Here is an 18,182-nt window from a genome sequence, read left to right as displayed (position 1 = left end):
TTCTCCTTCGGTTGTCGGCTACCTGGATGGCGGGTCGTTTCCCGTTTCCTCGACGGCCCAAGCCCAGGGGCGTTGCCGCCTGTCGTTTGCCTGCCAATGCGCTATGCGTTCAGCCGCACGCAATGTCAGGCCGATGCCATCCAGCCCCCGCAGCAGGAATTCCTTGCGCACGGGGTCGACGCTGAACGGGACAATGCAGCTTGAAATGCGGATTTGCTGGCGCGGCAGATCGACCTGGAAAATGCGCTCGCTTGCCGCGTCGTCCAGCAGAGTCGCCACGACCGGCGCTGGCAGGGCGATGGCCAGCATGCCGTTGTGGAAGCAGTTGTTGAAGAAGATCTCGCCGAAACTCGGTGCGATCACGCAGCGAATCCCGAGGTCCATCAAGGCCCAGACAGCGCCCTCGCGCGATGACCCGCAACCGAAATTCTCTCCCGCGACAAGGATCTTCGCCTCTCGGAAGGGAGCCCGGTTCAGGATGAAACCCGGGTCTTCGGTTCCATCGGCGCGATATCGCAAGGCCTCGAACGCGTAGGGGCCGAGCTCGGTGCGCTGAAGCGATGTCAGGCGTTCGACCCGGACGATGACGTCCGTATTGAGATTGGGAATGGGAAGAGGGACTGCAACGCTGCCGAGGAAATCGAAGACCTCCATGGTCAGAAACTCCTTGCATCGACGATGGCACCGGCCATGGCTGCCGCGGCGGCCATGGCCGGACTCGCCAGATGCGTGCGGGCCCGCGGGCCTTGTCGTCCCATGAAGTTCCGGTTCGAGGTCGAGATGCAACGTTGTCCGGGCGGGACGGTCTCGCCATTCGACCCGGCGCACATGCTGCAGCCGGGGCTGCGCCACGCAAAGCCCGCGCGCAGGAAGATCCTGTCCAGGCCGAGGCGCTCCGCCTCCTGCTTCACCGACTCGGAGCCCGGAACGATCCATGCCGTGACACCGGGCGCTACGTGCCTGCCTCGGACCACGTCGGCTGCCGCTTCGAGGTCCGACAGTCGCGCGTTGTTGCACGACCCGATAAACACCCAATCCACCGGTGTGCCGATCAAGCGGTGACCTGGCTCGAGCCCCATGTACTTGTAGGCCGCCACCGCGGCGCTGCGGTCGACAGGGTCCTCGAAGGAAGACAGTTCCGGCATCACTCCATCGATGGGGATGGCTTGTGCCGGACTGGTTCCCCAGGTGACTGTCGGTGCGACGCCGGTCACGTCGATGGTCACGTCGACGTCGAACCGCGCATCGTCGTCGCTGTGGAGCTCGCGCCAGTCGATGACGGCCTGCTCGAGCTGGGCGCCGGCAGGTGCATGGCGCCGGCCCCGCACGTACTCGATGGTTTTCGTGTCCGGCGCGATGACTCCGAAGCGCGCTCCCATCTCCACAGCCAGGTTGCAAACCGTGAGCCGACCCTCGACCGGCATCGCCCGAATGGCGGAGCCCGCGAATTCGATCGCGTGCCCCGTGCCGGCGGCGGCGCCCAGTGTTTGAATGATGTGCAAGGCGACATCCTTTGGCGTGACCCCCGCGCCGATCCTCCCCTGGAGGTCGATTCGCATATTCCCCGGCTTCTTCAGCCGCAATGTCTGCGTCGCCATCACATGCGCGCAGTCGGTCGACCCGATGCCGATCGCCAGTGCGCCCAATGCTCCGTTGGTGCACGTGTGGCTGTCGGCACAGGCGACACTCAGGCCGGGCAGCACGATCCCCAATTCGGGGCCGACGACGTGGACAATGCCCTGGCTGCCGGAGTTCACGTCCAGCAAGCGGATTCCGGCGGCGGCCGTATCCCGTTTCAGCGCGGCGTAGTGAGTACGCCCGGCGAGCGACGTGAGGCCGGTCCGTCCGGGAGCGCTGGAAACACCGTGATCCGGAGTCGCAAACGCGAGTCCGGGGTTGAACGGCCGCACGCCGCGACTTTCAATTTCGCGCATCGCATCCGGACCCGAGAAGTCATGGAGCAGGTGCCGGTCCACATGGATCAACGCCCAACCGTCTCCCAATTCCTCGATGACGTGGATGTCCCAGAGCTTGTCAAACAATGTTCGACTCATGGCTTCCTCAGGGCATCCTCAGGGCGTCCCACTCGTCGGAGCCGAAGCGCCGGTGCAAGTCTGCGATCGTCATGCCCGCGCCTTCGTGACCCGGATACCGGTGGCTTGCGAGTCGCTGGAGCGCGGCATCGCAGGATTCGATGATCGCCGTCACCAGAAGGCCGGGGACGAGGGCCAGTCTGTAGCCCATTTCTTCGGCGTCCTCGAGCCCGATCACGGGGCCGTTCCCGCCGGGAGCGATGCAATGCAGGCAAGGTCCCCGGATGAGGTTCGGAATGGCAGCGATCTCGTCGACGGACTGGGGTGCTTCCACGAAAGCCACGTCGGCCCCGATCTCGAGCGCGCCGTTTGCCCGCGCCACTGCTTCGTCGAAGCCCGCGACAGTGCGCGCATCCGTTCGCGCAATGATCAAGAAGTCAGGCGTGGTCCTTGCGCGCACCGCAGCGCGAATCTTGCTCAGATACTCCTCGCGTCCGACGATCTCCTTTCCCTCCATATGGCCGCATCTCTTGGGGGACACCTGGTCCTCCAGGTGAATTCCCGCCACGCCGCGCCGCTCGTATTCGCGCACCGTTCGTGTGACATTGAGTTCGTTTCCATAGCCGGTATCGGCGTCGGCCAGCACCGGGATGGCAACCGATCGAGCGATCACGCCTGCGTTCTCGACCATCTCGCTCATGGTGAGCAGCCCGAGATCGGGAAAGCCCCGCGACAAGGAAGTGCCCGCGCCCGTCATGTAGACCATGGGGAAACCGGCCTGCTCGATGAGTTTCGCCGTCAGTCCATCAATGGCTCCGGGACCGACCATCATGGGCCCTTTTTGAATGAGGTCGCGCAATCGTCCCGGACGCGTTTGCATTGGAAAGAGCTCCATGACAGATTGTCCTAAAAGATTGTAGGGCAATCGTGTCTGCAAAGCAAATGCGAGAATGGTTCGGGGGCCAGATCAAGACAATGCCTACGCCGCTCAATGAACACGGTCTGACGGTTGCCGCAACACAGAGGGGCGGCAAGGTGAATCAGCTTCACCTGTTGATTCGAAACGCGATTCAGGATGGGCAGTTCGCCCCGGGTCAGCGCCTGGTTGAATCCGACCTCACGGAAGAATTCGGCGTCAGCCGCGGTCCGCTTCGCGAAGCGCTTCGATTGCTTGCGAAAGAGGGGTTCGTCGACATCGTGCCGAACCGTGGCGCCGTCGTGCGGCGGCTCACGCTGGACGAGATTGCAAATACGATGGTGGTCCGAGAGGCTCTGGAGGGTCTTGCTGCCGCTCTAGCGGCCAAGAGGATTGGCGTCGAGGGGCATCGAGCGAAGCTCGAGCGATTGATCGCACAGCACTCTCTTGGGGAGCTCAAGCCGCTTGAAGAGTTCCTCAAGGAGAACAAGGCGCTTCATCAGGTTCTTGTCGAATTCGCTGACAACCCTCGATTGTCCGAGCTGATCGATCAGATGCATTTGAATTCCTTCCCGCGGCGCGTGGCCAGAGGTGCCGGCGACGAGGCGTATCGCCTTGCCTCGACGAAAGAGCATCTGGCCATTGCCCGGGCCGTCCTCAAGGGCGATGAGGACAAGGCAAGATTGGCGATGCAGAAGCACTTGCACAATGCGCAGCAACGCATCCTGCGTTTTCCGCCTTGACGGGAGGCGCTTTCCGACCCGATGAAAAACGCCGTCCACTGGATTCAGTTGGACGGCGCTGGAGGGATAGTTGGTGGAGCTGGCGGGAATCGAACCCGCGTCCGCAAGCCTTCTACGAACAGTTCTACATGCTTAGCGATCTGATTTGAGTCTCGCCGCCCGCGTCGCGCAGTCGCACGCTACGCAGGAAGCCAGTGCCCTATTTTCTCGCCAGGACCCAAGGCACCCGGGTCCAGGCCAGCCGATGTGAATGACCTCGCTGCTCGGGGCTTACGCCCTTTGCCCAGCCCATCGACAAGCTGGTGCGAGGAAGACGCGATTAGGTACCGTACTTAAGTTCGGGCACGAAATCGTCGTCGTTGGCTGCTACTTGGTTCGCAGTTGGTTTGTTTCAGCGGATTAACGAGGTGACTGAACCTCGGCATGCCCTGCTGCGTGTCCGAACCCACGTCGAGACCAGTGCAGCCCCAGGGAAGTACGTAGTTTACGCCGGAACGCCCGTTTTCAAGAGCGCGAGCAAATCGAGCGGACGCTGGATGTGGGCATCCGCACCCCAACTCGCGGTCTCGCCCTTCGCGCCGAGATACCCATAGCCCGCCACCACCGTGCCCATGCCCGCCGCGCGCCCGGCCATCACGTCGCGCTCGTCGTCGCCCACGTAGACACAGCAGTGCGCAGGCACGCCCAGACGCCGCGCGCCCTCGAGCAGCGGCTCAGGATGAGGCTTCGTGTGCGGCGTCGTGTCGCCCCCGATCACGGCACGCGCGCTGCGAAACAACGGCATCGCCTGCGTGAGGGGCCCCGCGAAGCGCATCGACTTGTTGGTCACCACACCCCACGCGACGCCGAGCTCCACCAGCGCATCCACAAGTTGCGCCACCCCGTCGAATTCGCGCGTGCGCTCTGTCAGGCAGGCCTCATAGTTGCGGAAGAACTCCTCGCGGTACACGGGGAACTCGGGATGATCCGGCGTCATCTCGAAAGCAACGCCCAGCATGCCCCGCGCGCCCGCACCGCACATCGGGCGATAGCGCTCGAACGGGATCGAGGGCAAGCCGCGGTCCGTGCGCAGCTTGTCGGCGGCGGCGCCCAGGTCGGGGGCGCTGTCGATCAGAGTGCCGTCGAGGTCGAACAGCACGGCTTGGAGATTGGCGAACATCAGGTCTTCCGCGCTGCGACGAGGTAATTCACGCTCGTGTCGCCGGACAGGCGATAGCGCCGCGTGAGTGGGTTGTATTCGAGACCGCGAGCCTGCTCCCAGTCGAGGCCGGCTCCCCGGCACCAGGCCGCGAGTTCGCTCGGCCGGATGAACTTCAGGTATTCGTGCGTGCCCCTGGGCAGCATGTTCAGCACGTACTCCGCGCCGACGATCGCCAGAAGGAACGCGCGGCCGTTGCGGTTGAGCGTCGAGAAGAAGGCTCGGCCGCCGGGCTTCAGCAGCGCCGAACACGCCCGCACGACGCTCGCGGGATCGGGCACGTGCTCGAGCATTTCCATGCACGTCACCACGTCGAAACTTCCGGGCTGCTCAGCGGCGAGTGCCTCCGCGCTCACTTCCCGGTATTCCACGTTGGGCGTGCCCGCTTCCAGCGCATGCAGCTGCGCCACGCGCAGCGCCTTCTTCGACAGATCGATGCCCAGCACCTGAGCGCCCTTGCGCGCCATCGAGTCCGAGAGGATCCCGCCGCCGCAGCCGATGTCCACGACGCGCTGTCCCGCGAGCGGCGCGAGCGAGTCGATCCAGCCGAGCCGAAGCGGATTGATCTGGTGCAGCGGACGGAACTCGCTCGCCGGGTCCCACCAGCGATGCGCCAGTTCGGAGAACTTGGCCAGCTCGCTCGGGTCGGCGTTCAGGGCGGCATCGGTCATGGCGCGCCATTGTCGCCGCAGCGGCTCAGCTTTGGAAACGGTGGAGGTGTAAAAAAGAAAAAGGCCCCGCAGTGCGAGGCCTTTCGTTGAGACGCAGAGCGTCGCTTACTGGCTCGAACGCGTGCCGACCACTTCGATTTCCACGCGGCGGTTCTTCGCGCGGCCTTCGGCGGTCTTGTTGTCGGCGACGGGCTGCTTCTCGCCCTTGCCTTCGGTGTACACGCGGTTCTTCTCGATGCCCTTGGACACGAGATAGGCCTTCACGGCTTCGGCGCGGCGAACCGACAGCCTCTGGTTGTAGGCGTCCGTGCCCACCGCGTCGGTGTGGCCGACGGCGATGATCACTTCGAGGTTGATCGCCTTCACCTTGTCGACCAGGTCGTCCAGCTTGGCGCGGCCCTCGGGCTTCAGCACGGACTTGTCGAAGTCGAAGAAAGCGTCGGCAGCGTACGTCACCTTGGTCGCGGCGGCCGGGGCCGGGGCCGGAGCCGGCGGCGGGGGCGGCGGCGGGGGCGGCGTCATGGCAGGCGGCGGCGCCATCGGAGGAGGCGGAGGAGCCGCGACCACGAGAGCACCATCGCAGCCTACAGCTGCCGTGGCGGGCGTCCAGTTGGCGTCACGCCAGCACAGTTCGTTGGTTCCGTTCTTCCAGACCAACTGGCCAGTACCGTTCTGCCAATTGTCCACGCGGTTGCCGCCGTCGGCCGCCCGCACCTGGGCGCCGGCCGACGTCGCCAACGCAGCGGCGGCGAACAGCAGCGCCACTTTGTTCAGTTTCTTCATGGTTCTCCTCTTGGGGGGAAAAAGCCGCAGCCGCGCTGCGTGAGCACTACGTGTTCAGTGACCAATTCACCAAATACGTCCAAACTATTGTGCCATACGGCCTTGGACAATCAACGGTTCAGGCTGGCACCCCACGTAGGACAAAACCTGAATCCGACCGCCTGTTGCTGCGCAGCGACATGGCCCGCGGAAGTAAAATGTCCGGCTTCGCACGCGTTCCAGCGAGCATCTCCTCCCCTTCATGACCCAATTCGCCAAAGAGACCCTGCCCGTCAGCCTCGAAGAGGAGATGCGGCGCAGCTACCTCGACTACGCCATGAGCGTGATCGTGGGCCGCGCGCTGCCCGACGCGCGCGACGGCTTGAAGCCCGTGCACCGCCGCGTGCTCTTCGCGATGCACGAGCTGAACAACGACTGGAACCGGCCGTACAAGAAGTCCGCGCGCATCGTGGGCGACGTCATCGGCAAATACCACCCGCACGGCGACCAGTCGGTCTACGACACGATCGTGCGCCTCGCGCAGGACTTTTCCATGCGCCACATGCTGGTGGACGGCCAGGGCAACTTCGGCTCGGTCGACGGCGACAACGCCGCGGCCATGCGCTACACCGAGATTCGCCTTGCCAAGATCGCGCACGAGATGCTTGCCGACATCGACAAGGAAACGGTCGACTTCGGCCCCAACTACGACGGCAGCGAGAAGGAGCCGCTCGTCCTGCCGAGCCGCCTGCCCAACCTGCTCGTGAACGGCTCGGGCGGCATCGCGGTCGGCATGGCCACGAACATCCCGCCGCACAACCTGAACGAGGTGGTCGACGCCTGCCTGCACCTGCTCGGAAACCCCGAGGCCTCCATCGACGAGCTGATGGAAATCGTGCCCGCCCCCGATTTCCCGACCGCCGGGATCATCTACGGCATCTCGGGCGTGCGCGAAGGCTACCGCACGGGCCGCGGGCGCGTGGTGATGCGCGCGAAGTGCCACTTCGAGGAAATCGACCGCGGCCAGCGCACCGCGATCATCGTGGACGAGCTGCCCTACCAGGTCAACAAGAAGACCCTGCAGGAGCGCATGGCCGAGCTCGTGAACGAAAAGAAGCTCGAGGGCATCAGCCACATCCAGGACGAAAGCGACAAGTCCGGCATGCGGCTCGTGATCGAACTGAAGCGCGGCGAGGTCCCCGAGGTCGTGCTGAACAACCTCTACAAGCAGACCCAGCTGCAGGACACCTTCGGCATCAACATGGTGGCCCTCGTGGACGGCCAGCCGAAGCTGTGCAACCTGAAGGACATGATCGACATCTTCCTGCAGCACCGCCGCGAGGTGGTGACGCGCAGGACGGTCTTCGCGCTGCGCAAGGCCCGCGAACGCGGCCACGTGCTGGAGGGCCTGGCGGTCGCGCTCGCCAACATCGACGAATTCATCCGCATCATCCGCGAGTCGCCCACGCCGCCCGTCGCGAAAGCCGAGCTGATGCTGCGCCCGTGGGATTCGTCTCTCGTGCGCGAAATGCTCACGCGCGCCCGCGAGGACGGCTCGGTGGTGAACGCCGACGACTACCGCCCCGACGGGCTCGAGAAGCAGTACGGCCTGGGCGCGGACGGCCTCTACCGCCTGTCGGACACGCAGGCGCAGGAAATCCTGCAGATGCGGCTGCAGCGCCTCACCGGGCTCGAGCAGGACAAGATCGTCGCCGAATACCGCGAGGTGATGGCCGAAATCGAGAACCTGCTGGACATCCTCGCGAAGCCGGCGCGCGTCTCCTCCATCATCGGCGAGGAGCTCGGCGCGCTCAAGCACGAGTTCGGCCAGACGAAGGCGGGCGCGCGCCGCAGCGTGATCGAGCAGAACGCGCAGGACCTCGCCACCGAGGACCTCATCACCCCGCAGGACATGGTGGTGACGCTCTCGCACTCGGGCTACATCAAGAGCCAGCCGCTGTCCGAATACCGCGCGCAGCGGCGCGGCGGCCGCGGCAAGCAGGCCGCCGTGACGAAGGAAGACGACTGGATCGAGCAGCTCTTCATCGCCAACACGCACGACTGGATCCTCTGCTTTTCCGACCGCGGCCGCATGTACTGGCTGAAGGTGTGGGAAGTGCCGGCGAGCTCGCGCGGCTCGCGCGGCAAGCCGATCGTCAACATGTTCCCGCTCGCCGAGGCCGAGAAGATCACGGTGGTGCTTGCGCTCACCGGCGAATTCAGGAGCTTCCCGGCCGATCACTACGTCTTCATGGCCACCTCGATGGGCACGGTGAAGAAGACCGCGCTCGACGAATTCAGCAACCCCCGCAAGGCGGGCCTGATCGCGGTGGACCTCGACGAAGGCGACTACCTGATCGGCGCGGCGCTCACCGACGGCCATCACGACGTGATGCTGTTTTCCGACGGCGGCAAGGCGGTGCGGTTCGACGAGGAGGACGTGCGGCCGATGGGCCGCAACGCGCGCGGCGTGCGCGGCATGGCGCTCGACCCGGGCCAGAGCGTGATCGCGATGCTCGTGGCCGAGGACGAGGAGCAAAGCGTGCTCGCCGCCACCGAGAACGGCTTCGGCAAGCGCACGCCCATCGCCGAATACACGCGCCACGGCCGCGGCACCAAAGGCATGATCGCGATCCAGCAGAGCGAGCGCAACGGCAAGGTCGTGGCCGCGACGCTCGTGCACACCGACGACGAGATCATGCTGATCACCGACCGCGGCGTGCTCGTGCGCACGCGCGTGAGCGAGATCCGCGAGATGGGCCGCGCGACGCAGGGCGTGACGCTCATCAGCCTCGACGACGGCTCCAAGCTCACCGGGCTGCAGCGCATCGTGGAAAACGACGCGGCCGACGCGGCCGGCGCCGAGGGCGAGGAGCCCGCGGCCGGCAGCGGCAAGTAGGCCTTCGCCCATGACGAGCCAGCCCACGCGAACCCTCGCCGAACTGCGCGGCGCCATCGACTCGGTCGATCGCGAACTGCTCGAGGCGCTCAATCGCCGCGCGGCGCTTGCCAACGAGGTCGGCGACCTGAAGCGCGCCGAAGGCTCGCACGTGTTCCGGCCCGAGCGCGAGGCCGAGGTGATCAACGGCCTGCAGTCGGCCAACCGGGGGCCCCTGAAGGACGGCAACGTCGCGAGCATCTGGCGCGAGATCATGTCGGCCTGCCGGGCGCTGGAGGCGCCGCAGCGGGTCGCCTATCTGGGGCCGGCGGGCACCTTCAGCGAACAGGCCGCGGTCCACTTCTTCGGCTCCAGCATCGAGCACATCCCCTGCGCCAATTTCGACGAGGTGTTCCACGCGGCCACGTCGGGCGCGGCGGATTACGGCGTCGTGCCGGTGGAGAACAACACCGAAGGCGTGGTCACGCGCTCGCTGGACCTCTTTCTCAATTCACCGCTGCACATCGTGGGCGAGGTGAGCCTGCTCGTGCGGCACCACCTCCTGCGCCGCACGAATTCGCTGGAGGGCGTCGAAGTGGTGCTCGCCCACCCGCAGGCGCTCGCGCAATGCCAGGGCTGGCTCACGTCGCACTTGCCGCGGGCCGAGCGGCGCGCCGTCTCGAGCAACGCGGAAGGCGCGCGGCTCGCGGCCACGAATCCCGCATGGGCCGGCATCGCGAGCGAACGCGCGGCCTCGCAGTTCGGGCTGCACATCGCCGCGCACGCGATCCAGGACGACGCCTTCAACCGCACGCGCTTCGCCGTCGTCTGTCTGCCGCAGACGCTGCCCGCGCCGGAAGCCTCGGGCAAGGACTGCGTGAGCCTGATCGTGTCGGTGCCGAATCGTCCCGGTGCGGTGCACGACATCCTCGTGCCGCTCAAGCAGCACGGCGTGTCGATGACGCGCTTCGAATCGCGTCCGGCGCGTTCGGGCCAGTGGGAATATTATTTCTACATCGACATCGCGGGCCATCCCTCCCAGCCGCACGTGGCCGCCGCGCTCCAGGACCTTCAATCGCTGTGCGCGTACTACAAGGTGCTCGGCACCTATCCGGTCGGAGATTGATGAAGCAGCCAAGTGTCATCCCGTCGAGACAACCAGCCGTCATGTCGCCGGGACAGCCCGCCGTCATGTTGTCGAGACAACCCACCGTCATCCCGCCGACACAGCCAGCCGTCATGTCGCCGAGACAGCCCGCCGTCATCCCGTCGAGACAGCCAGCCGTCTTGTCGCCGAGACAACCAGCCGTCATTCCCGCGAACGCGGGAATCCAGCGTCTTTCCAGGCGCAGTCACCGGCTCCCCGCATCCGCGGGGATGACGCCGAGTGTTTGAGCAACTCGGCCTCATCGGCTGCGGCCTCATGGGCGGCTCGTTCGCGCTCGCGATGAAGCGCGCGGGCCTCGTGAAGCGCGTGGTCGGCTACAGCAAGTCGCCCTCCACCACCGAACGCGCGCGACAGATGGGCGTGATCGACGTCGAGGCGCCTTCGGCGCTGCTGGCCGTCTCCGGCGCCGACATCGTGCTGCTCGCCGTGCCCGTGGCAGCGAGCGAGGCGACCTTCAAGGCCATCCGTCACCTGGTCACCAACGAGATGCTGGTGATGGACGTCGGCTCCACCAAGCGCGACGTCGTCGATTCGGCGCGCCGCGTGCTGCGCGACCAGCTAGGCTGCTTCGTCCCCTGCCATCCGATCGCGGGCAAGGAAGTCTCCGGCGTCGAACACGCCGACCCCGACCTGTACGCGGGCCGGCAGGTCATTCTCACGCCGATCGAACGCACGCTCGTGGCGCAGCTCGGCCGCGCGACGCAGCTGTGGGACGCGCTCGGCGCCAAGGTGAAGCAGATGTCGCCCGAAGCGCACGACGCCGCCTTCGCCGCCGTGAGCCATCTGCCGCACCTCGTGGCCTTCGCGCTCATGAACGGCATCGCGGGCCAGGCGCAGGGCCGCGAATTCCTTTCGCTCGCCGGACCTGGCTTTCGCGACTTCAGCCGCATCGCCGCGAGCGACCCGAAGATGTGGCGCGACATTCTGCTCGCCAACCGGCAGGAACTGCTCGCGCAGCTCGAAATCTTCGAGCACGGCGTGGCCGACATCCGCCGCGCGATGATCGACGGCGACGCGGACACGCTCGAGACGCTGATCGACCGCGCGAGCGCCGCGCGCGCCCATTGGCGCATGACGCAGGCGAGGAAGTAGGCGCGAACCGCGCAAGCCGGACCCCGCGCAGATGTACGACACGGCCTTTCTCGACATTCCGCCGCTCGCGGGCGCGGGCGGCACCGTGGTGCTGCCGGGCTCCAAGAGCATCTCCAACCGCGTGCTGCTGCTCGCGGCGCTGAGCGAAGGCGCGACGCGCATCCACGACCTGCTCGATTCCGACGACACGCGCGTGATGCTCGATGCGCTGCGCGCGCTCGGCTGCAGCGTCGTGCACCGTGCGGACGTCGTCGAAGTGACGGGCCTCGGAGCGAAGCCGCCCGCATCGCCCGCGCGGCTCTTTCTCGGCAACGCCGGCACCGCCATGCGCCCGCTCACGGCGGCGCTCGCGCTTCTGGGCGGCGAATTCGAGCTGAGCGGCGTCGCGCGCATGCACGAGCGACCGATCGGCGACCTGGTCGATGCGCTGCGCGCGCTCGGCTGCCGGATCGACTGGGAAGGCGCGCAAGGCTATCCCCCGCTGCGAATCCATCCGCACGCCGGGCTCGCCCTCGATCGGCCGATCCGCGTGCGAGGCGACGTGTCGAGCCAGTTCCTCACCGCGCTGCTGCTCGCCTTGCCGCTCGTCGCCCGCAGGGACGTCGTCGTGGAGGTGGTGGGCGAACTCATCTCCCGTCCCTACGTCGAAATCACGCTGAACATGCTCGGGCGTTTCGGCATCGACGTGCGGCGCGAAGGCTGGCAGCGGTTCACCATTCCGGGCGGCAGCCGCTACACCTCGCCCGGCGAAATCCACGTCGAAGCGGATGCGTCGTCGGCCAGCTATTTCGTTGCGCTGGGTGCGATCGGAGCGGGCACGCCGGCTTCGGTGCGGATCGTCGGCGTCGGCGCGGACTCGATCCAGGGCGACATCCGTTTCGTCGACGCCGCGCGTTCGATGGGCGCGGCGGTGGCGAGCGGCGCGAACTGGCTCGAAGTCTCGCGCGGCGCGTGGCCGCTGAAGGCGATCGACCTCGACTGCAACCACATCCCCGACGCGGCGATGACGCTCGCGGTCATGGCGCTCTATGCCGACGGGCCGACGACGCTGCGCAACATCGCGAGCTGGCGCGTGAAGGAAACGGACCGGCTCGCGGCCATGGCGGCCGAGCTGCGCAAGCTGGGCGCGCAAGTCGACGAAGGCGCGGACTCCCTGCGCGTCACGCCGCCGAAGGCGTGGCGGCCGGCCGCGATCCACACCTACGACGACCACCGCATGGCGATGAGCTTTTCGCTGGCCGCGCTCAATTCGCAGGGCTTGCCGGTGCGCATCCTCGACCCGAAGTGCGTGGCCAAGACCTTCCCGGACTATTTCGAGACGATGTTTCGCGTCGCGCGCGCCGAAACCGAGCGCGTGCCGGTGATCTGCGTGGACGGGCCGACCGCTTCGGGCAAGGGCACGCTCGCCGCCGAGGTCGCCAAAAGGCTGGGCTTCCACTACCTCGACTCGGGCGCGCTCTACCGTGTGACGGGCTACGCCGCTTCGCGGGCGGGCCTCGCGCTGGACCTCGCGCACGAGCGCGAGATCGCGCAGCTCGCGCAGACGCTGCCCGTGCGCTTCGACGCAAGCGCCGTCTTCCTCGGCAACGAGGAAGTGACGCACGAGATCCGCACGGAAGAAGCCGGCATGAACGCCTCGCGCGTCTCGGCGCTGCCGGCCGTGCGCACGGCGCTGGTGGCCCTGCAGCACTCGTTTCGCACGCTCCCGGGGCTCGTGGCCGACGGGCGCGACATGGGCACCGTCATCTTTCCCGGCGCGGCGCTGAAGGTCTACCTCACCGCCAGCGCCGCACGCCGCGCCGAGCGGCGGCATAAGCAATTGATTTCAAAAGGGATTTCAACTACAATCGAGACCCTTCGCGCCGACCTCGAGGCGCGCGACCTGCGGGACTCGTCCCGCGCGGTCGCGCCCTTGAAGCCCGCGCAGGACGCCCTCCTTCTCGACAACTCGGGGCAGACCGTCGAAGAATCGGTCGCGCGAGTCATCGAATGGTGGGAAGCCAGGCAGCCTTTCGAGAAGGCGGCCTGACGCCCAAGAGGCCCACACGGCTCCCTCCGCGCAGCAGCGCATCGGCCGTGTGGATCATCAACCTGACCCGTGGTCCGAAAGGATCACAAAAAGCCAACTCAATGTCTGAATCTTTTGCCGCCCTGTTCGAAGAATCGCTGAAGCGCTCGGAAATGCGCGCCGGCGAGGTGATCACCGCCGAAGTGGTTCGCGTCGAACACAGCTACGTGGTCGTGAACGCCGGCCTCAAGTCCGAGGCGTACATCCCCATCGACGAATTCAAGAACGACCAGGGCGAAGTGGAAGTGCAGGAGGGCGACTTCGTGTCCGTCGCCATCGACGCACTCGAAAACGGCTACGGCGACACGATCCTGTCGCGCGACAAGGCCAAGCGCCTCGCCTCCTGGATGAGCCTCGAGAAGGCGCTCGAATCCGGCGACTTCGTGACCGGCACCACCACCGGCAAGGTGAAGGGCGGCCTCACGGTGCTCGTGAACGGCATCCGCGCCTTCCTGCCCGGCTCCCTTATCGACACGCGCCCCATCAAGGACCTCTCCCCGTTCGAGAACAAGACGATGGAGTTCAAGGTCATCAAGCTCGATCGCAAGCGCAACAACGTGGTGCTGTCGCGCCGCGCGGTGGTCGAGGCGTCGATGGGCGAGGAACGCGCGAAGCTGATGGAAACCCTGAAGGAAGGCTCCATCGTCCGCGGCGTGGTGAAGAACATCACCGAGTACGGCGCGTTCGTGGATCTGGGCGGCATCGACGGCCTGCTGCACATCACCGACATGGCGTGGCGCCGCGTGCGCCACCCGAGCGAGGTGGTGCAGGCCGGCCAGGAGATCACGGCCAAGATCCTCAAGTTCGACACCGAGAAAAACCGCGTGTCGCTCGGCCTGAAGCAGATGGGCGACGACCCGTGGCTCGGCGTTTCGCGCCGCTACCCGCCCGGCACGCGCATGTTCGGCAAGGTCACGAACATCGCCGACTACGGCGCCTTCGTCGAACTCGAGCCCGGCATCGAAGGCCTGGTGCACGTCTCCGAAATGGACTGGACCAACAAGAACGTCGCCCCCTCCAAGGTGGTGTCGCTCGGCGACGAAGTCGAAGTGATGGTGCTCGAGATCGACGAGGACAAGCGCCGCATCAGCCTCGGCATGAAGCAGTGCAAGGCCAACCCGTGGCAGGAGTTCGCGCAGAACACCAAGCGCGGCGACCGCGTGAAGGGCCCGATCAAGTCGATCACCGACTTCGGCGTGTTCGTGGGCCTCGCCTCGGGCATCGACGGCCTCGTGCACCTCTCCGACCTCTCGTGGAACGAGCCGGGCGAGCAGGCCGTGCGCAACTACAAGAAGGGCCAGGAAGTGGATGCCGTGGTGCTGGGCGTGGACGTGGACCGCGAGCGCATCAGCCTGGGCATCAAGCAGCTCGACGCCGACCCGTTCACCACGTTCACTTCGGTGCACGACAAGGGCTCCATCGTGAGCGGCAAGGTGAAGACGGTGGATGCCAAGGGCGCCGAGATCGACCTGGGCCACGACATCATGGGCTACCTGCGCGCCTCCGAGATCGGCCGCGACCGCGTGGAAGACGCGCGCAACGTGCTGAAGGAAGGCGACGAGGTCTCCGCGATCGTCACCAACATCGACCGCAAGACCCGCAACATCCAGCTGTCGATCAAGCAGAAGGACATGGCCGACGAGCAAGGCGCGATGGCGGCGCTCTCGCAGCAGTCGCAGCGCGAGCAGGCCGGCACCACGAGCCTGGGCGCCTTGCTGCGCGCGAAGCTGAACGATCAGGACAAGTCGTAAGGCGGTTCACCGCAAAGACGCGAAAGGACATCGAGTGCCGCTTCCGGATTGTCCGGACCCCTCTTCGCGGCCCTCTGCGTCCTGCGCGCCTCTGCGGTGAAATCAACATGACCCGAAGCGACCTCGTCGAAGAACTGGCCGCGCGTTTCAGCCAGCTCACCCATCGCGACGCCGAATACGCCGTGAAGACGATTCTCGACGCGATGAGCGAGGCGCTCGTGCGCGGCCACCGCATCGAGATTCGCGGCTTCGGCAGCTTTTCGATCAACCGCAGGCCGCCGCGCATGGGGCGCAATCCGCGCTCCGGCGAGAGCGTGCAGATTCCCGAGAAGCGCGTGCCCCACTTCAAGCCGGGCAAGGCGCTGCGCGAATCGGTGGACCAGCGCACCAAGGAAATGGGTCATTAGAATCCTCGGCATCGAGGACAGCCCCGATGAAATACCTCACATGGCTGCTCAAGGCAGCCATTTTTTTTACCTTGTTCGCCTTCGCGCTGAACAACCAGCAGGACGCCACGGTGCACTTCTTCTTCGGCACCGAGTGGCGCGCGCCGCTCGTGCTGGTGGTCCTGGCCGCATTCGCGACGGGGCTCGTCGTGGGCGCGCTCGGCATGGTGCCGCGCTGGTGGCGGCACCGCCGCGAGGCCTACCGGGCCCGCCGCGAGGCGCCGATCGTCCCCGAGACACCGCCGCCCGCGTCGCCGCATGGACTTTGACCTTTCCTGGCTGTTCTGGGGCCTGCCGCTCGCCTTCGCGCTCGGCTGGATCGCCTCGCGACTGGACCTGCGGCAGCTGCGCATCGAAAACCGGCAGGCGCCCAAGGCGTATTTCCGCGGGCTCAACTTCCTTTTGAACGAACAGCAGGACCAGGCGATCGACGCCTTCATCGAGGCGGTGCAGAACGACCCGGACACGTCCGAGCTGCACTTCGCGCTCGGCAACCTCTTTCGCCGCCGGGGCGAATACGAGCGCGCCGTGCGCGTGCACGAGCATCTGCTCTCACGAGCCGACCTCGACCGTGAGGAGCGGCATCGCGCGCAGCACGCGCTCGCGCTCGACTTCCTGAAGGCGGGCCTGCTCGATCGCGCCGAGGAGGCGTTGCGCAAGCTCGAAGGCACGCAGTACGAAGGCCAGGCGCTCCTCGCCCTGCTCGGGCTCTACGAGCGCGCGCGCGACTGGCTGCTCGCGGCCGAGACGGCCGAAAAACTGGAGAAGACGGGCCAGGGCAATTTCAGCGGGCGGCGGGCGCACTTCCTGTGCGAGCTCGCGGCCGCCGCACCGCCGGCGGAAGCCGAGATGCTGCTCGCCGAGGCAGCGCGCATCGCGCCCGCGGCGCCGCGCCCGGCGATCGAGCGCGCGGCCCTCGAGCGCACCGCGGGCAATGTGACCGCTGCGTTCGAGACGCTCGCCCAGCTCGCCAACGCCGCGCCCGCGACCATCCCGCTGCTCGCGAAGCCGCTCACCGAAGCCGCGATCGCATGCGGGCGGCGGGAGGAGACCTCGGCCATCCTTCGCGGAAGCTACGAGCTCACGGGCTCGCTCGACGTGCTCGAGGGGCTCGCCGCGCTGGAGGCCAACGCCGAGGCCGCGCGCGGCTGGTATGCGAAGCACGTGCATCGCGAGCCGTCGCTCGTGGCGGCGTCGCGCTGGCTCGCGGGCGAGAAGCTCGAGCACGAGCAGTACCATCCGGACGTGCAGCGTGCGCTGGATCATGCGGCCAAGCCGCTGATGCGCTACCGCTGCGCGGCCTGCGGCTTCGAGGCGAAGCAGCATTTCTGGCAATGCCCCGGCTGTCTCGCGTGGGACAGCTACCCCGCGCGCCGTGTCGAGGAACTATGAATCCGACCAAGGAACAACTCGCGAAGGCTCGCGTGCTCGTGGTGGGCGACGCGATGCTCGACCGCTATTGGCACGGCGCGGTGGAGCGCATCTCGCCCGAGGCGCCCGTGCCGGTCGTGAAAGTCGCGCGGCAGGAAGAGCGCATCGGCGCCGCGGCGAACGTCGCGTACAACGTGGCGACGCTCGGCGCTCAGGCGAGCTTTCTCGGCGTGGTCGGCAACGACGAGGCGGGCCACACCCTCGAAGCGCTCCTGAAGGAAACCGGCATCCGCGCGCACCTGAAGCGCGACGAAAATCTGCGCACGACCGTGAAGCTGCGCGTGATCGGCCGGCAGCAGCAGCTCTTGCGCATGGATTTCGAAAACGAGCCCGATCACGAGGTGCTCGCGCTGCAGACCGAGAAATTCGCCGAGCTCGCGCCTCGGCAGGACGCGGTCCTCTTCTCCGACTACGGCAAGGGCGGGCTCACGCACATCCGCTCGATGATCGAAGCCGCGCGCGCGCTCGGCAAGCCCGTGCTCGTGGACCCGAAGGGAGACGACTATTCGCGCTATCGCGGCGCGACGGTCATCACGCCCAACCGGGCGGAGCTGCAGGAAGTCGTGGGCCGCTGGCACGGCGAGGACGATCTGCGCGGGCGCACGCAGGAGCTGCGCGCCTCGCTCGGACTGGATGCGATCCTCGTCACGCTGAGCGACGCGGGCATGACGCTTTTCGACGCCGAGGGCGAGCTGCACGTGAAGGCGCAGGCGCGCGAGGTATTCGACGTGACGGGCGCGGGCGACACCGTGATCGCCACGCTCGCATCGATGGTCGCCGCGGGGCTCAGCCTGCGGGAGGCCGTGCCCATTGCGAACAAGGCGGGGGGCATCGTCGTGGGCAAATTCGGAACGGCGACGGTGGCCTACGAAGAATTGTTCGGGGGCTAGGGGCTCTTTGTTCACCGCAGAGGCGCAGAGAGCCGCAGAGGGCCGCAGAGGATTCCTTTATTTCATTTCTCTGCGGCCCTCTGCGCCCTCTGCGCCTCTGCGGTGAATCCAAACGGAAGATTTGTACATCCATGT

Annotated in this window: 16 protein-coding genes and 1 other RNA gene; 10 read left to right on the top strand and 7 right to left on the bottom strand. The window is 66.6% G+C overall.

Features of this window, described 5'->3' with window-relative positions; genetic code table 11:
* Nucleotides 1-18: 18 nt before the first annotated feature.
* The 3 genes from leuD to VHA82_RS00155 are packed head-to-tail and all read right to left on the bottom strand — an operon-like array spanning nt 19 to nt 2,913.
* A complete protein-coding gene (leuD, locus tag VHA82_RS00165; RefSeq protein WP_325539026.1) occupies nt 19-654 on the bottom strand; it encodes a 3-isopropylmalate dehydratase small subunit in 636 nt (211 codons plus the stop codon).
* 2 nt (nt 655-656) lie between these two features.
* Nucleotides 657-2,054, bottom strand: coding sequence for a 3-isopropylmalate dehydratase large subunit (leuC, locus tag VHA82_RS00160; protein ID WP_325539024.1), 1,398 nt, complete (start codon nt 2,052-2,054; stop codon nt 657-659).
* A 7-nt stretch (nt 2,055-2,061) separates the two neighbouring features.
* Nucleotides 2,062-2,913 carry an isocitrate lyase/PEP mutase family protein gene (locus tag VHA82_RS00155; RefSeq protein WP_325539022.1) on the bottom strand — a complete coding sequence of 284 codons (852 nt, stop codon included), beginning with the start codon at nt 2,911-2,913 and terminating at the stop codon, nt 2,062-2,064.
* 47 nt (nt 2,914-2,960) lie between these two features.
* Between VHA82_RS00155 and VHA82_RS00150 the strand changes: the two genes are divergently transcribed.
* Nucleotides 2,961-3,692: a GntR family transcriptional regulator gene (locus tag VHA82_RS00150; protein ID WP_325539020.1), complete on the top strand. Its 732-nt coding sequence runs from the start codon at nt 2,961-2,963 to the stop codon at nt 3,690-3,692.
* 71 nt (nt 3,693-3,763) lie between these two features.
* Here VHA82_RS00150 and ssrA read toward each other — a convergent pair.
* From ssrA to ompA, 4 genes are all read right to left on the bottom strand, one after another.
* Nucleotides 3,764-4,161: a transfer-messenger RNA gene (gene ssrA / locus VHA82_RS00145) on the bottom strand.
* Nucleotides 4,162-4,176: 15 nt separating this feature from the next.
* The gene (locus VHA82_RS00140) at nt 4,177-4,851 is read right to left on the bottom strand and encodes an HAD-IA family hydrolase (protein WP_325539018.1); all 675 of its coding nucleotides are present in this window, start codon (nt 4,849-4,851) and stop codon (nt 4,177-4,179) included.
* Nucleotides 4,851-5,561 (bottom strand): bifunctional 2-polyprenyl-6-hydroxyphenol methylase/3-demethylubiquinol 3-O-methyltransferase UbiG, encoded by a 711-nt coding sequence (gene ubiG, locus VHA82_RS00135; RefSeq protein ID WP_325539016.1) that lies wholly within the window; start codon nt 5,559-5,561, stop codon nt 4,851-4,853. The genes VHA82_RS00140 and ubiG overlap by 1 nt, the downstream gene beginning before the upstream one ends.
* Nucleotides 5,562-5,666: 105 nt before the next feature.
* Nucleotides 5,667-6,344 (bottom strand): outer membrane protein OmpA, encoded by a 678-nt coding sequence (gene ompA, locus VHA82_RS00130; protein WP_325539015.1) that lies wholly within the window; start codon nt 6,342-6,344, stop codon nt 5,667-5,669.
* Between the two features lie 241 nt (nt 6,345-6,585).
* On the opposite strand from ompA, the gene gyrA reads away from it, so the two are divergent.
* The 9 genes from gyrA to rfaE1 all read left to right on the top strand — a co-directional run bounded on the left by gyrA (nt 6,586) and on the right by rfaE1 (nt 18,047).
* Nucleotides 6,586-9,222: a DNA gyrase subunit A gene (gene gyrA, locus VHA82_RS00125; RefSeq protein WP_325539014.1), complete on the top strand. Its 2,637-nt coding sequence runs from the start codon at nt 6,586-6,588 to the stop codon at nt 9,220-9,222.
* A 10-nt stretch (nt 9,223-9,232) separates the two neighbouring features.
* A complete protein-coding gene (pheA, locus tag VHA82_RS00120) occupies nt 9,233-10,327 on the top strand; it encodes a prephenate dehydratase (protein WP_325539012.1) in 1,095 nt (364 codons plus the stop codon).
* Nucleotides 10,328-10,588: 261 nt separating this feature from the next.
* Nucleotides 10,589-11,461, top strand: coding sequence for a prephenate dehydrogenase (locus VHA82_RS00115; protein WP_325539010.1), 873 nt, complete (start codon nt 10,589-10,591; stop codon nt 11,459-11,461).
* Nucleotides 11,462-11,492: 31 nt separating this feature from the next.
* On the top strand, nt 11,493-13,490 hold the full coding sequence (locus tag VHA82_RS00110; protein WP_325539008.1) for a bifunctional 3-phosphoshikimate 1-carboxyvinyltransferase/cytidylate kinase: 1,998 nt from the start codon (nt 11,493-11,495) through the stop codon (nt 13,488-13,490).
* Entirely contained in the window at nt 13,451-15,280 is a 1,830-nt protein-coding gene (gene rpsA / locus VHA82_RS00105) for a 30S ribosomal protein S1 (protein WP_325539006.1), read from the top strand. Before VHA82_RS00110 ends, rpsA begins: the two co-directional genes overlap by 40 nt.
* A 107-nt stretch (nt 15,281-15,387) precedes the next feature.
* The gene (locus VHA82_RS00100; protein WP_325539004.1) at nt 15,388-15,687 is read left to right on the top strand and encodes an integration host factor subunit beta; all 300 of its coding nucleotides are present in this window, start codon (nt 15,388-15,390) and stop codon (nt 15,685-15,687) included.
* Between the two features lie 26 nt (nt 15,688-15,713).
* Nucleotides 15,714-15,995: a LapA family protein gene (locus VHA82_RS00095; RefSeq protein ID WP_325539003.1), complete on the top strand. Its 282-nt coding sequence runs from the start codon at nt 15,714-15,716 to the stop codon at nt 15,993-15,995.
* A complete protein-coding gene (gene lapB, locus VHA82_RS00090) occupies nt 15,985-17,118 on the top strand; it encodes a lipopolysaccharide assembly protein LapB (RefSeq protein ID WP_325539001.1) in 1,134 nt (377 codons plus the stop codon). Before VHA82_RS00095 ends, lapB begins: the two co-directional genes overlap by 11 nt.
* Entirely contained in the window at nt 17,115-18,047 is a 933-nt protein-coding gene (gene rfaE1, locus VHA82_RS00085; RefSeq protein ID WP_325538999.1) for a D-glycero-beta-D-manno-heptose-7-phosphate kinase, read from the top strand. Before lapB ends, rfaE1 begins: the two co-directional genes overlap by 4 nt.
* Nucleotides 18,048-18,182: the final 135 nt, after the last annotated feature.

Origin of the sequence: Ramlibacter sp. (genome assembly GCF_035548915.1) — a bacterium.
In the GTDB taxonomy this organism is placed as follows: domain Bacteria; phylum Pseudomonadota; class Gammaproteobacteria; order Burkholderiales; family Burkholderiaceae_C; genus Ramlibacter.
This window is presented reverse-complemented; position numbering and strand designations above follow the sequence as displayed.

Excerpts from the sequence above, each read along its gene's own strand:
- ubiG (WP_325539016.1), bottom strand. The coding sequence starts at position 5,561 with ATGACCGATGCCGCCCTGAACGCCGACCCGAGCGAGCTGGCCAAGTTC.
- gyrA (WP_325539014.1), top strand. The coding sequence starts at position 6,586 with ATGACCCAATTCGCCAAAGAGACCCTGCCCGTCAGCCTCGAAGAGGAG.
- VHA82_RS00140 (WP_325539018.1), bottom strand. The coding sequence starts at position 4,851 with ATGTTCGCCAATCTCCAAGCCGTGCTGTTCGACCTCGACGGCACTCTG.
- VHA82_RS00155 (WP_325539022.1), bottom strand. The coding sequence starts at position 2,913 with ATGCAAACGCGTCCGGGACGATTGCGCGACCTCATTCAAAAAGGGCCC.
- VHA82_RS00100 (WP_325539004.1), top strand. The coding sequence starts at position 15,388 with ATGACCCGAAGCGACCTCGTCGAAGAACTGGCCGCGCGTTTCAGCCAG.
- ompA (WP_325539015.1), bottom strand. The coding sequence starts at position 6,344 with ATGAAGAAACTGAACAAAGTGGCGCTGCTGTTCGCCGCCGCTGCGTTG.
- rfaE1 (WP_325538999.1), top strand. The coding sequence starts at position 17,115 with ATGAATCCGACCAAGGAACAACTCGCGAAGGCTCGCGTGCTCGTGGTG.
- VHA82_RS00110 (WP_325539008.1), top strand. The coding sequence starts at position 11,493 with ATGTACGACACGGCCTTTCTCGACATTCCGCCGCTCGCGGGCGCGGGC.
- leuD (WP_325539026.1), bottom strand. The coding sequence starts at position 654 with ATGGAGGTCTTCGATTTCCTCGGCAGCGTTGCAGTCCCTCTTCCCATT.
- rpsA (WP_325539006.1), top strand. The coding sequence starts at position 13,451 with ATGGTGGGAAGCCAGGCAGCCTTTCGAGAAGGCGGCCTGACGCCCAAG.
- leuC (WP_325539024.1), bottom strand. The coding sequence starts at position 2,054 with ATGAGTCGAACATTGTTTGACAAGCTCTGGGACATCCACGTCATCGAG.
- pheA (WP_325539012.1), top strand. The coding sequence starts at position 9,233 with ATGACGAGCCAGCCCACGCGAACCCTCGCCGAACTGCGCGGCGCCATC.
- lapB (WP_325539001.1), top strand. The coding sequence starts at position 15,985 with ATGGACTTTGACCTTTCCTGGCTGTTCTGGGGCCTGCCGCTCGCCTTC.
- VHA82_RS00095 (WP_325539003.1), top strand. The coding sequence starts at position 15,714 with ATGAAATACCTCACATGGCTGCTCAAGGCAGCCATTTTTTTTACCTTG.